15 protein-coding genes are annotated in these 11,924 nt (G+C 59.2%); 11 read left to right on the forward strand and 4 right to left on the reverse strand.

Annotated elements, in window-relative coordinates; translation table 11 throughout:
* Positions 1 to 303: 303 nt before the first annotated feature.
* The 10 genes from AACL53_RS19415 (at position 304) to hutX (ending at position 6,786) form a co-directional block, all read left to right on the forward strand.
* Complete coding sequence (locus tag AACL53_RS19415) at positions 304 to 1,377, forward strand: putative zinc-binding metallopeptidase (RefSeq protein WP_339086211.1); 1,074 nt, start codon at positions 304 to 306, stop codon at positions 1,375 to 1,377.
* 85 nt (positions 1,378 to 1,462) lie between these two features.
* Entirely contained in the window at positions 1,463 to 1,642 is a 180-nt protein-coding gene (locus AACL53_RS19420; protein WP_339086212.1) for a hypothetical protein, read from the forward strand.
* Complete coding sequence (locus tag AACL53_RS19425; RefSeq protein WP_339086213.1) at positions 1,643 to 2,203, forward strand: hypothetical protein; 561 nt, start codon at positions 1,643 to 1,645, stop codon at positions 2,201 to 2,203.
* Between the two features lie 53 nt (positions 2,204 to 2,256).
* Positions 2,257 to 2,478, forward strand: a complete 222-nt coding sequence (locus AACL53_RS19430) for a hemin uptake protein HemP (protein ID WP_339086214.1) — start codon at positions 2,257 to 2,259, stop codon at positions 2,476 to 2,478.
* Between the two features lie 22 nt (positions 2,479 to 2,500).
* A complete protein-coding gene (locus AACL53_RS19435; protein ID WP_339086215.1) occupies positions 2,501 to 3,412 on the forward strand; it encodes an ABC transporter substrate-binding protein in 912 nt (303 codons plus the stop codon).
* Entirely contained in the window at positions 3,409 to 4,494 is a 1,086-nt protein-coding gene (locus AACL53_RS19440) for an iron ABC transporter permease (RefSeq protein WP_339086217.1), read from the forward strand. The genes AACL53_RS19435 and AACL53_RS19440 overlap by 4 nt, the downstream gene beginning before the upstream one ends.
* A 3-nt stretch (positions 4,495 to 4,497) precedes the next feature.
* Entirely contained in the window at positions 4,498 to 5,319 is an 822-nt protein-coding gene (locus AACL53_RS19445) for a heme ABC transporter ATP-binding protein (RefSeq protein ID WP_339086218.1), read from the forward strand.
* Positions 5,316 to 5,726 (forward strand): VOC family protein, encoded by a 411-nt coding sequence (locus AACL53_RS19450; protein ID WP_339086219.1) that lies wholly within the window; start codon positions 5,316 to 5,318, stop codon positions 5,724 to 5,726. The genes AACL53_RS19445 and AACL53_RS19450 overlap by 4 nt, the downstream gene beginning before the upstream one ends.
* Before the next feature lie 182 nt (positions 5,727 to 5,908).
* Positions 5,909 to 6,259, forward strand: a complete 351-nt coding sequence (locus AACL53_RS19455; protein ID WP_339086220.1) for an antibiotic biosynthesis monooxygenase — start codon at positions 5,909 to 5,911, stop codon at positions 6,257 to 6,259.
* Positions 6,260 to 6,264: 5 nt separating this feature from the next.
* On the forward strand, positions 6,265 to 6,786 hold the full coding sequence (gene hutX / locus AACL53_RS19460; protein ID WP_339086221.1) for a heme utilization cystosolic carrier protein HutX: 522 nt from the start codon (positions 6,265 to 6,267) through the stop codon (positions 6,784 to 6,786).
* An 85-nt stretch (positions 6,787 to 6,871) separates the two neighbouring features.
* Here hutX and AACL53_RS19465 read toward each other — a convergent pair whose 3' ends face one another.
* The 3 genes from AACL53_RS19465 to AACL53_RS19475 form a co-directional block, all read right to left on the reverse strand.
* Positions 6,872 to 8,242 (reverse strand): HAMP domain-containing sensor histidine kinase, encoded by a 1,371-nt coding sequence (locus AACL53_RS19465; RefSeq protein ID WP_339086222.1) that lies wholly within the window; start codon positions 8,240 to 8,242, stop codon positions 6,872 to 6,874.
* Positions 8,229 to 8,906 carry a response regulator transcription factor gene (locus AACL53_RS19470; protein ID WP_339086223.1) on the reverse strand — a complete coding sequence of 226 codons (678 nt, stop codon included), beginning with the start codon at positions 8,904 to 8,906 and terminating at the stop codon, positions 8,229 to 8,231. The genes AACL53_RS19465 and AACL53_RS19470 overlap by 14 nt, the downstream gene beginning before the upstream one ends.
* Before the next feature lie 143 nt (positions 8,907 to 9,049).
* Positions 9,050 to 10,315, reverse strand: a complete 1,266-nt coding sequence (locus AACL53_RS19475) for a multidrug effflux MFS transporter (protein ID WP_339086224.1) — start codon at positions 10,313 to 10,315, stop codon at positions 9,050 to 9,052.
* 506 nt (positions 10,316 to 10,821) lie between these two features.
* Between AACL53_RS19475 and AACL53_RS19480 the strand changes: the two genes are divergently transcribed.
* A complete protein-coding gene (locus AACL53_RS19480) occupies positions 10,822 to 11,382 on the forward strand; it encodes an NYN domain-containing protein (protein WP_339086226.1) in 561 nt (186 codons plus the stop codon).
* Positions 11,383 to 11,623: 241 nt separating this feature from the next.
* Here the strand turns inward: AACL53_RS19480 and AACL53_RS19485 are convergent, their stop codons facing one another.
* Positions 11,624 to 11,851 (reverse strand): hypothetical protein, encoded by a 228-nt coding sequence (locus AACL53_RS19485; protein ID WP_339086228.1) that lies wholly within the window; start codon positions 11,849 to 11,851, stop codon positions 11,624 to 11,626.
* Positions 11,852 to 11,924 lie beyond the last annotated feature (73 nt).

Genomic DNA, 11,924 nt, shown 5'->3' on the forward strand with positions numbered 1-11,924 from the left:
ATCTGATCGCGGTGCCGGGCCGTCGGGAGGACGTCAGGCAACGAAATCGTCTTACCTGCGTTACCGGGCGGAAAGTTATGGTACAAGCGCGGGTTAGCCTAAAAAGTTCGCAGCGTCCCATTCTGCATTACGTTTGAGCAGAGTGCTGAAAAAATTGGACCCGAGTGCGATTTATAAGGGCATCGACGTGTTTTATCGGCAAGGCCCAATGAGCCAACAAGGAGCAGTCAGCGATTTTCGGCACCCCCCCTTCGGGGCCATTTGCGCGTTTGCCTACGGGTACCGGGGCGTTCGGTACGCAGCATGAAGAATTTCGCCTGCTCGCACTGCGGAAACACTGTGTATTTCGAGAACGTGAAGTGCATGGAATGCGGCAGCACGCTCGGTTTCGATACCGGAGAAATGGCCGTCGTTGCGGTAGCGGAAGCCGGCGACAGCACAGTTGCGCTCGACACCCCCATCTTTCGTAAGCTGAGTAGTACGCCAACAGACGTTCCGCTTCGATATTGCGCGAACGCGGAGCTCGGCGTTTGCAACTGGCTGACGCCTGAGTCCGAGAGCAACGTCTTCTGCAAGGCCTGCGACCTCAACCGCCTTATCCCTAACCTTTCGGAACGTGGCGGTCTCGGCGCGTGGCGCTCGCTCGAACATGCCAAGAAGCGCCTCGTTTACTCCCTTCTGCGATTTGGACTGCCTTTCGATGGCTCAGCTTCTGCGAAGGGCCCGCTGACATTCGATTTCGTGCGGAACTCGCTGACGGGCCATCTCGACGGCGTCGTTACCATCGACGTCAGCGAAGCCGACTCCGTGCAACGGGAACGGCAACGGCAGCGATTCGATGAACCGTACCGTTCGCTACTCGGCCATCTGCGCCATGAAAGCGGCCATTACTACTGGATGGCTCTCGTTGAAGAGCCGGATCGGCTCGACGAGTTTCGCGCGCTCTTCGGCGACGAGCGCGAAGACTATGACGCTGCGCTCACGCGCCATCACAGCTCCGGCCCCGCACCCGATTGGCAAGAGCGGCACGTTTCCGCCTACGCCAGCGCGCACCCGTGGGAAGACTGGGCGGAAACCTGGGCGCACTATCTGCACATGGTCGATGCTCTCGACACCGCTGCGGCCGAAGGCATGGAAGGCCATGGCGTTCATCTCGACCTGCGCGACGATATTTATTCGAGCGTGACGTTCGGCGCGCTGATGGCGCGATGGATACCGCTGACAATCGCCATGAACAGCCTGAGCCGCAGCATGGGTCATGACGATTTTTATCCGTTCGTAATACCGACTGCCGCTTACGACAAACTCGCATTCGTGCATCGCGTCATCCACGAGCGCGCTCAGCAGCCGACTGCTACCGAGACCTCCAAAGTTTAAACTTGACTCTCGTAGTATACTTTCGCTTAATGGCCCCATTCGCCATTTGCGGGGCCTTGAACCTCGATATTTTGGATAGAAAACCATGAAACAATCGCACCTTAGCGGTGAGCGGTTGGACGTGCGCGATAGTTCCGGCGCAGTCCTGGCCGCATCGCTGTTCGCCGCCTCCGCGGGAATGATTTGGGATTTAGCGACCGGCCATGTCTCGGCATTCGACCGTATGCTCTCCAACCTTTCCGACGACGAAGAGGATGAGCGATAAATGCGGAACAAATCTCCGAAGCCGAATGACGGCAAAGCCGGCGGCGAGGATACCTGTGCGGGCCACGCACTCGGATTTCCCCTGCGCGCCGAACTCGAATTTCTGCCGATCGAGAACGTCACGCTCGATATCTTCCGCTGCCTTTGCGAAGTGTACACCACAGGCGCGGCGCAGCCTTGGGAGATCGCGATGAAAGAGGCCGAGGCAAAGCTCGGCCCCGCTGAAGGCCCTCTTCTTGTCGCGCGCGTAACGGCGCTTCTCAGAGCGCTCCGATCCGAACGCAAAGTCGGCTTTTCCTATCTCAGCATCGGCTGCCAGCATGTGTCGCCCGACGAGCTTGCGGTGTCGGGGCTTTTGAAAGCCGCGCGCTCCGGCAACGAGATCGCATTGGACCGTGGATTGAAGCTGTTGGTGGAGGATCCGCAGACACCGGCGCGCACACAGTTCGCCGCTCGCGCACTCGCCTCCATGCAGTCGCAGCACATCGCTTCCGACGTGGACGTTCGTGGCGAAGCCCACGCGTCGCAAAAGAAGACTGCACCGGCCCATTATCTTCACTAGAGCGGCTATTGAAAGATATGTCGGCTCCCAGCCACTCATCCTTGATCGAGCGAATGCCTCAGAAAAAAGAGGTCGCAGCATCCTTACTGCGCCAAGCGGGGCAAAGCCCTATTTCGACGACCGAATTGCCAAACACCGATGGCCCGATCGAGAACGGCGTCCGATATCGGGTCGACGAATTGCTCAAGGGTCACCGCGAAGCAACGCTCGTGCACCGAGGGCAAGAGTATCGCCTGCGCATCACCGCAACGGGCAAGCTCATCCTAACCAAGTAAGGCGCAACCAGGGACGCACGATATGGGCGTGGCAACACGACGATTTGCAATTGCTGGCGCGGCTCTCGCGCTGGCTGGGTTATTGTCCGAGCTCGGCTTTGATCGCTCCCGTGCTGTCGCGGCCGATGCGGCCGCGGTACGGATTCTGTCTCTCGGTGGCGACGTGACGGAGATCCTTTACGCGCTTGGGCAGGAGCAAAAGATCGTCGCAGTCGATACGACGAGCCAGTTTCCAGCGAGTGCCCTCACCGACAAGAAGTCGGTCGGATACTTGCGCGCGCTTTCGGCAGAGGGCGTGCTTTCCATGAACCCCACGCTCATTATCGCGTCCGAGCAGGCTGGGCCGCCCGAGGTCGTCAAAGCCATCAAAGGCAGTGGCGTCCAATACGTCGATATCGCCGAAAAGCAGACGGCAGAGAGCGTGCCCGAAAAGGTTCGCCGTATCGGAGAAGTTGTCGGCACCGCCAGCGAAGCCCAGACGCTTGCGTCGAAAATCGAGGCCGAGTTCGCGTCTCTCGAAAACGATCGCAAGCAAATCAAAGATCGCAAGAAGGTGCTGTTCGTTCTCGCCGTTCAAAACGGCCGCGCAACGGTCGGCGGTACAGGCACGGGCGCTGACGCGGTTCTGAAGCTTGCCGGCCCCGACAATGCAGCGGCGGGCGTCAACGGCTACAAGCCGGTGAGCGACGAACAGTTGGCGGAGTTTTCTCCCGACGCGGTTGTCGTGATGAGCCGCGGCAGTGGCGATCGCCACGGCGCCAGTACGGCGCTCGAGTTGCCGGGTCTCAGCCAGACCCCGGCTGCAAAGACCAAAAGTCTCATCGAAATGGACAGCCTTTATCTTCTCGGCTTCGGACCGCGCGCCCCTTCAGCCGCGCATGACTTGATGAAGGCTCTCTATCCCGGGTCGGGCCAGACCGCTGCAACGCCGTGACAGCCATCGATGCCAGGTTCGCTAAAGTCGCCGGTGCGGTGAGGCCCGCGCGAGCCAAGGTTTTCCTTCTGCTCACCGGGCTGCTTCTCCTTTCCGCGATCTTGTCGCTCGCCATCGGGCCGACCGGCGTTTCGCTGCAGTCACTGCCCCGCGCGCTCGCGGCGGCTGCCGGCTATGCCGCCGATTCCACCGCTGAGCGAGACAGGCTGGTTCTGATCGATCTCAGACTGCCACGAACACTGCTCGCTGCTTTCGTCGGTGCGGCGCTGGCGACGTCGGGCGCGATGATGCAAGGCCTATTCCGCAATCCACTCGCGGACCCGGGCCTCATCGGCGTTTCTTCGGGCGCGGCGCTTGCTGCGATTGCAACGATCGTGCTCGGTCACGGGATCGCTGCTCCCTTGATCGCGCCTCTCGGAATTTACGCATTGCCGATCGCCGCGTTCCTCGGCGGTCTCGTCACGACAATCACGCTTGTCGCCATCGCGGCGCGCCGGGGACGGCTCGCAGTTGGAACATTGCTGCTTGCCGGCATCGCTCTCGGCGCATTGGCTGGTTCGCTCGGCGGATTTCTTGCATACGCGAGCGACGACCGGGATTTGCGTGATCTGACGCTCTGGTCGATGGGCAGCCTTTCCGGCGCTAGCTGGCAGAAAGTTTTTGCCGTCCTTCCCTTTGCTGCCGCCATCTGCCTCGCCGTGCCGCACCTCGTGCGCGGACTCAACGGTTTTCTGCTCGGAGAGTCGGAAGCGATGCACCTCGGCATCGATACCGAGCGGACAAAGCGGATTACCATTGCGACCACGGCCGCGGCCGTTGGAGCCGCCGTCGCTGTTGCCGGCGTGATCGGCTTTGTCGGTCTCGTTGCACCCCACGTCATGCGGCTGCTTTCCGGCCCCGATCATCGTGTCGTTCTTCCGGGAAGCGCCATTCTCGGTGCAACACTCGTCATCGTCGCCGACATCATCTCGCGCATGGTGTTGCGGCCCGCAGAGCTGCCCATCGGCATCGTGCTCGCGCTCGTCGGCGCACCCGTGTTTCTTCATCTCGTGCTGAGGCGCGGCATCGGCGGGGGAGAATAGGCGATGCTTGAAGCGCGAAGCGTCTCGGTGGTGGCGGGTTCGAAGCGGCTCATCGACAACGTGTCGCTGGCGATCACGCCCGGCCGGCTCACTGCCGTGATCGGCCCGAATGGCGCCGGAAAATCTACCCTGCTTCGCGTCATGGCGGGAGAGCTCAAGCCGAGCGAGGGCGCGGTCTTCCTCGACGACAGCGATCTCCGGAAAGTGCCGGTCGCCCGACTTGCGGCACGGCGATCGGTCGTCGCGCAATCGACGACACTTTCATTTCCGTTCACTGTTCTCGAAGTCGTCATGCTGGGCGCGACGGTGCCGGGATTTGGCATTCGCGATTCCGCTGCGGCCAACGCTGCACGCGACGCGCTTGAGGCCGTCGGCTTGGCAGAATTCGAAACGCGGATGCTCAATGAGCTTTCCGGCGGCGAGCGCCAGCGCGTCCATATTGCTAGAGCCCTATGCCAATTGGCCACCGCGCCACGTTCGCAGGCGGGCACGGCCGCAATCTTGCTCGATGAACCCACTGCGAGCCTCGATCTCAAACATCAATGCGATGTACTCGCCCTAATCAAAGCCCAGGCTGAAATGGGACGCGCAGTCATGCTCGTCATTCACGATCTCAATCTTGCCGCAGCATTTGCTGATGAAATCGTACTGATGGCGGCAGGCAGGATCGCCGGAAAAGGTAAACCCGACGATCTCTTGAATGAGGATCTGCTCAGCCACACGTTCGGGTGTCGATTGCGGGTCGTTTCGTCCGAAGATGGCGGCCGATTGATCTTGCCTTCGGCCATCACGCGCGAAGCGACCATGGGAGCGGCTGCAGAATGATGACGTTACCTGATGAACTGACTGCTAACGGCGTTGCGGTGCCATTGGCGATCCCCGTTCTACTTTCAACCAATATCGAACGCTCTGCCGAAATCTATGAGAGCAAGGGGTTCGTCGTCGTGCACCCCGCGCATAACTATCTGATACTGCGCCGACGCGCTGTCGAGCTGCATATTTCTTCCGTTGCGGTCGTTCCCGAGCCGCATTGCGTCTCCGCTTACATTCGCGTCAACGACGTCGACGAATGGCATTCGGCATTCAAAAACGGCCCGTCCAAGCGGCTATCAGAAGTTTCGGACAAGCCTTGGGGTATGCGGGAATTCCACTTCATCGACGATGACGGCAATCTTCTCAACATAGGACAGATGCTGCCGACGCACACGGAATACCGGATCGGCGCAGCGTGACGGTAATGTTGACTTTTTAAGGACACAACAATAGCGTGCCGCCGCGGTAACGCTCCGCAAGCAAGAAGAATTCAAAATGCGTCTTAGAGCACAGTGACTTCCCGTCTCGTAGCTCTGAGATCGCCGGCGGACCGGAAATCCCAGCTCCCGGTTCGCCGTTTTTCTCACAAGAAAGGTGCCAAATGTACATCGCGATGAACCGATTCAAAGTCGAGCCCGGCCTCGGAAGAGATTTCGAGCAGCTGTGGATCGCTCGGGAAGTGCACCTGCACAAAGAACCTGGTTTCGTGTCGTTTCACTTGCTTCGCGGACCCGAGCGCGAGGATCATCTTCTTTATTCATCGCACACGGTGTGGCGTTCATTCGCGGATTTCGAGGCGTGGACGAAATCTGAATCATTCCGCAAGTCGCATTCCAGCGCCGGAACGACGAAGAAGCTTTATCTCGGCCATCCCGAGTTTGAAGGCTTCGAGGCGATCCAGGAAGTTCGCGCCGATGGTTCGAAGTCGGTGTTTGCAGCGGCGGCCGAGTGAGTGGCATGAGCGAAACTCTGACATCTGAGGCCGGCGAACGCCCGCCGCTCCGCGAGCGCCTGGCAAAGAATGCAGACGGCATCCTCGAGCAAATCGCCCGCGAATACGGCGTCAGCACGTTCGAGGCTGTCGAAGCGCTTCCTGATCCGCACCGGGCCATTGTTCCCGGCAGCGCGTTCGAGACGATATTGACTGCCCTTACAGCGTGGGGACCGGTGGTCTTCATCGTTCACACGCCCGACATCGTGCTCGAATGCGAAGGCCCGATCCCTCCCGGTACGATCGGCCGCGGATATTTCAATCTGCATGGCGACAGCCCCATCGGCGGCCATATCAAAGCAGAGAACTGCACGCACATCGTCTTTGTTGCGCGTCCCTTCATGGGGCGGGAATCGCGGTCCGTTCAATTCTTCAACGGAGCCGGCGAAGCGATGTTCAAAATCTTCGTTCGCCGCGACGAGAAGCGCGAACTGATAAAGGAACAGGTTGCGCTGTTCGATGAGCTGAGGCAGAGCCTCGCGGGTTGATCACGCGATGTTCTCAGCAGCGGAAGCTTTCCAAAGGGGCGCATCAAAAATGCGCCCCTTCATTTTTGGCGTGCGCAGCATTGGCTCACATGCTCGGGAATCTCACTTCCACGCGCAGCCCAGGTGCATTGTCGAAGAGCTCGATCTTTGCCGAATGAAGCTCGACGATGGCCGCAACGAGGCTGAGGCCCAAGCCGCTCCCCTCGGTCGAACGGGCACGCTCCAAGCGATATAGGCGGCGAAACACATTCACCCGTTCGTGCTCGGGGATACTCGGGCCAGTGTCAGAAACTTCGACGATGTGCACGGCGCCACGCGAGGCGAGGCGTATCGTAATTTCCGTGCCGGGCGGGCAATGACGAATGGAATTCTCGACGAGGTTGGCGACGAGCTGGACGAGGAGTTCCGGATCCCCCCGAACGTACGCCGGGCCGCTCCAATCGCTGACGTACTTAAGCTTGTCGCCCGCGTCCTCGGCCACGACATCATAGACGTCGCGAACGTCGGCGAGGAGAAGCGAAAGATCCACCATTACGAAGCGTGATTTGCGAGCACCGGCCTCAATCTGGGTAATCCGGAGCAGCGCGTCGAATGTTTCCGATATGGAATCGATATCGCCGAGCGCCGCATCGATTGCGTTTTGAAACTCGGCTTTGTTTTCCCCGTTGCGCGCGTCGTCCAGGCGTTGGCGCAAGCGGCCGAGCGGCTTCTTCAGATCGTGCGCGATGTCTGACGATGATTGATTTACGTTCTCGATCAGTCTCTGCAAATCACCGAGCATGCGGTTCACTTGCAAGGCGACCTGGTCGATGTCGTCATGCTGGCCGGAGATCGGAACGCGGGCGGTGATTTCGCCTTGTGATACTCTCGCAAGGGGCCGGGCGAAGGCATTGATGCGATGTTGCGCTTCGCGTGCGAAATACGCCGCGCAAAGAGCAAGCGCCAGGGCGGCCGCAACCACGCCGTAGGCGAGCAGCCTCAGCAGAAACGACTTCATCTGCTTGACTTCGCTATTTTCGCTGCCGACGAGCAGCCGCCCTTTGACGAGGGGCCTCCATATCGCGAGAAATTCGTCGTCCGGCTCGCCGCGATCGAGGGTCATAAACATGTCCGAGCGCTTCAGCGTCATCCATTGTTTGGAATCTTTAACGCCCCGAACGTTGCCCGCCAGAAAATTGCCGTTCTTGTCGACGAGTTCAATGATGAAGTCGGGATCGCGGACGGATTCGCTTTCGCTGGCGACGAGGGCGACGAGATCGTCGAACGTGCGGTCGCCGTCAAGAGCTGCGAGAGAATCGAGCGTCGTCTCGACGCGGTCGCGAATGTCTGTCACGAGACGCTCGCTGGCGACGAAATAGACGGCTGTGAAAAGCGCTAATATCGTTGTCAGGAAGAACAGCGAGAACGTCGCCGCTAATCGGAACGGCGTGCGCTTGAAGAGATCACGAGCCGTCATGGACCGTGTATCCGCTCCCACGAATGGTGTGGATCAACTCTTTGTTGTAGGGCTTATCGATCTTGGCGCGCAGCCGGGAAATGTGCGTTTCGACGACGCTCGTCTTCGGATCGAAATGGAAGCTCCATACGCGTTCCAACAGCATCGTGCGCGTCACGACGCGGCCGCGATTGCGCATGAGCACTTCGAGCAGACGAAACTCCCGCGGTTGGAGATCGATGATATCGCCGCCGCGCGTCACCTTTCTGCTGACGAGGTCGATCTCGAGATCGCCGACCTTGAGGCGCGTCTCTTCACCTTTCGTATGCGGGCGGCGGGCCAGCGCGTTCACGCGAGCAAGAAGTTCGGAAAACGCAAATGGCTTGACGAGGTAATCGTCGGCGCCCGCATCGAGACCTTCGACGCGATCGTCGACGCCTCCGAGCGCCGTCAGGAATAATACGGGCACCCCGCGTCCGGCACTGCGAATTGTCTTGATGATCGCGAGTCCGTCGAGGCCGGGAAGCATCCGATCAAGGATTATCACGTCGTAATTCTCGGCGACCGCTTGAGCGACCGCATCGCGGCCGTCAGCGAGGTGATCAACCGTATGACCTTCTTCCTCGAGGCCCTTCAAGATATATCGTGCAGTATTCAAGTCGTCTTCAAGCAGCAGAATTCTCATGTCCGTACTGCCCTCGCGCCCCGGGATCGACCCGGCAGCAATCACCGTCGCCGCCGCAGCATGTAATACACGACGGGATGGGTGGCCAGTGCGAGATGGCTTCTAGGCGCTCGTTACGTAAATTTTAGGTGGCGAACCTGACACTACGCCGGGCGGTTTCGGCCGAACAGACCCTTCGAGCCCTCGACATAGAGGACGATGAGGGCCGCAATTATGCTGCATACAGCAAATCCCGCCGTTATCGGAAAGATCGAGCCGTTGAAGGATGCACCGACGAAGCCGCCAGCGACGGCGGCGATGGCGGTCCCAAGTGAGCCGATGACCGACGACGCCATCCCGGCATTGTGACCTTGCGGCTCCATGGCGAGCGCGTTGAAGTTCGGCGCAATCAATCCGAACAGAAAAAACTGAACGCCGACGGCCGCCGCGAAGAGCCAAAATCCGGCCACGCCCAGCGCGGCCGCTGCCGTCAGCAGAACTGCAACGCCGATAAAGGCGACCAGCGCCGAGTGCGACACCCACCGCATTCCAAGCCGACCGACAAGACGCGCGTTGGCGAAAGAAGCGAAAGCGATCGTGGAGGCGAGCGCGCCGAAAATGATGGGGAAGTTCTCGCCCATGCCAAAGACGCCGACGAAAACCTGCTGGGCGCTCGCGACATACGCCAGCAAGCAGCCGAACATGAAGCCGCCTGCCACTCCGTAACCCGATGTCTGCGGATTGAGGATGGCGGCCATCAGAGACTTCCCGAGCGTCATTGCGCGGTCCGTTCCGAGCGCGGGGCCGGCGGTTTCGGGTAATCTCGTCCCGGACCAGACTGCCGCGAGCACCGCCATCGCGAGCAGCACGGCGAAGATCCAGTGCCAGTCACCGAAAAGAACGACGGCCTGCCCGATCGAGGGGGCGAAGACTGGGATCATGATGAACACCATCATCGCAAACGACATCACCCGCGCCATTTGCCGACCGCTATACAGATCGCGAACAACTGCGACGGCGATGATCCGCGGAGACGCCGCGCCGACACCCTGAATAATGCGTGCGATCAGCAGCGTTTCAAAAGTGCCTGCCAGAATCGCCCCGATCGTCCCCAAAATGAAAATCGCGAGGCCGGCCATAAGGACCGGCTTACGGCCAAGGCGGTCCGAAAGCGGGCCGAACAACATCTGGCCCACCGAGAACCCGGCCATATAGAGAATGATGACGAGCTGCCGGTCGTTGTCCCTGGCGACGCCGAATGTCGAGGCAATTTCCGGTAAAGCCGGCAGCATGATGTCGATCGACAAGGCGGTCAGCGCCATAAGCGCGGCGATCAGGACGACGAATTCGACAAACGGAATCGGTAACGAAATAGCCGGTGTGTCCGGGCGCGACGCTTGAAAGCGCGCCTCCCGCTGTGACGTGGTCATGTGATGGTCCTGAAGCCTTTGCGGCCGATACGGGTGAACGCCCGTCGCTCAGCGTTGAAATCGCGCGAACGCGGCATCTGTCTCATTGCCGCTTTGTCGGGCGCTGGTTAGCACGCGGCACCGCTTTCGTCATCCAGCTGGTTCATGGCATTTCTGCGACGAAAGACTGGGCGGGCGGCGTCACAAGCACGCAAGCGCCCGCAGCGGCGGGCGTGCCGAAATTGGCCGATGGCCACATCAACTTCGTTTTCACCACCTGATATTTTTTAAAAACCGTGGAACCATTTCCGGGCGCAATCAACGGTCCGTCATCCCAAAATTCATGCTGTCAAATTGACCGAATTGGCTGTGACTATTCCTTCGGCAAATAATCGTCACTTTACCGAACGGCGCGGCGCATCAATCAAAGCGAACGTGACCGAGAGCCGACAACCATTGACAATCGGCGATATAGACTGAAAATACTCGGTGCGAGGATTCTTCTGCTGCAGGAGTCTGAACCCCTCATGCATTTTTATCCGACTGAGCGGGTCGCGTTATTTATTGATGGCGCAAACCTTTATGCCGCTGCGAAATTGCTCGGATTCGATATCGATTACAGGAGATTGCTCCGGCTTTTTAGGAGCAAGGTGCAGCTTGTAAGGGCGCTCTATTACACGGCAATTGCTGACGAGCAGCAATATTCGTCGATACGTCCTTTGATCGACTGGCTCGAGTATAATGGGTTTTCGATGGTGACCAAGCCATCGAAAGAGTTCGTCGACAGCGCGGGACGGCGACGCATCAAAGGCAATATGGACATCGAGCTTGCCGTCGACGCCATGCGACTCGCAGGGAATCTCGATCACATCGTCATCTTCTCCGGCGACGGTGATTTTCGCAGTCTGGTCGCTGCTTTGCAGCAAATGGGCAAAAGGGTAAGCATCGTGTCGACGCTGCAGACGCAGCCGCCGATGATTGCCGACGAGTTGCGGCGTCAGGCCGATCAATTCCTGGATCTCGCCGATCTCGAAAAGGAGATCGGCCGCGCTCTGAATGGCAAGGTAAGCCCGCAAGGGGAGCTGTAAGCGTTAAGCCCGCGCCGTGAATTTGTCGTTTCACATTCTAGCGGTCCTCCGCTTTTTAGGAAATTGCGGCACGTCACGCTTTCTCGTACGCACGGCGGTCGTCACAAACTATCAGTTCCAGATTTTGCTACTTCGCAACAATCACGGGCCGCCGCTTACAGCGGAACCCTGACACAGATCAAACTCACGGCATCGGCAACCGGATTTCTCTGTTCTCATATGCTCGTCATTTGTCGATATCTCAAAAATGGCCCTGCGTCGGGTCCATTGCCAAATCCAGCGGCATCTCTGCCGTCCGATCTTCAACTCTGAGCTTGGGCGGCACTTTTTTGATCAGACTCGGTGCAGCATTATTCGTGGGGTCTGATTTCATTGAGCGTTGATCGCTTACAGCGATTTCTTGTTGGCCATTTTCACGATCCGGCGGCAGGTTAGCCGACCACGGTCTGATTTTCGGAGCGTACGACATATCGCCACGCAGCTCCGGACGGCTTTTGTGGCCACAAAGATACGATCCTCGGCAGAAGTGTGCGGGAAAGCTG

The sequence above is a fragment of the Hyphomicrobium sp. ghe19 genome (assembly GCF_902712875.1).
Lineage (GTDB): Bacteria > Pseudomonadota > Alphaproteobacteria > Rhizobiales > Hyphomicrobiaceae > Hyphomicrobium_B.

Bases quoted from the DNA above. Each gene is read 5' to 3' on its own strand.
- AACL53_RS19415 (WP_339086211.1), top strand. From the start codon at position 304: ATGAAGAATTTCGCCTGCTCGCACTGCGGAAACACTGTGTATTTCGAG.
- AACL53_RS19420 (WP_339086212.1), top strand. From the start codon at position 1,463: ATGAAACAATCGCACCTTAGCGGTGAGCGGTTGGACGTGCGCGATAGT.
- AACL53_RS19425 (WP_339086213.1), top strand. From the start codon at position 1,643: ATGCGGAACAAATCTCCGAAGCCGAATGACGGCAAAGCCGGCGGCGAG.
- AACL53_RS19430 (WP_339086214.1), top strand. From the start codon at position 2,257: ATGCCTCAGAAAAAAGAGGTCGCAGCATCCTTACTGCGCCAAGCGGGG.
- AACL53_RS19435 (WP_339086215.1), top strand. From the start codon at position 2,501: ATGGGCGTGGCAACACGACGATTTGCAATTGCTGGCGCGGCTCTCGCG.
- AACL53_RS19445 (WP_339086218.1), top strand. From the start codon at position 4,498: ATGCTTGAAGCGCGAAGCGTCTCGGTGGTGGCGGGTTCGAAGCGGCTC.
- AACL53_RS19450 (WP_339086219.1), top strand. From the start codon at position 5,316: ATGATGACGTTACCTGATGAACTGACTGCTAACGGCGTTGCGGTGCCA.
- AACL53_RS19455 (WP_339086220.1), top strand. From the start codon at position 5,909: ATGTACATCGCGATGAACCGATTCAAAGTCGAGCCCGGCCTCGGAAGA.
- hutX (WP_339086221.1), top strand. From the start codon at position 6,265: ATGAGCGAAACTCTGACATCTGAGGCCGGCGAACGCCCGCCGCTCCGC.
- AACL53_RS19465 (WP_339086222.1), bottom strand. From the start codon at position 8,242: ATGACGGCTCGTGATCTCTTCAAGCGCACGCCGTTCCGATTAGCGGCG.
- AACL53_RS19470 (WP_339086223.1), bottom strand. From the start codon at position 8,906: ATGAGAATTCTGCTGCTTGAAGACGACTTGAATACTGCACGATATATC.
- AACL53_RS19475 (WP_339086224.1), bottom strand. From the start codon at position 10,315: ATGACCACGTCACAGCGGGAGGCGCGCTTTCAAGCGTCGCGCCCGGAC.
- AACL53_RS19480 (WP_339086226.1), top strand. From the start codon at position 10,822: ATGCATTTTTATCCGACTGAGCGGGTCGCGTTATTTATTGATGGCGCA.
- AACL53_RS19485 (WP_339086228.1), bottom strand. From the start codon at position 11,851: ATGTCGTACGCTCCGAAAATCAGACCGTGGTCGGCTAACCTGCCGCCG.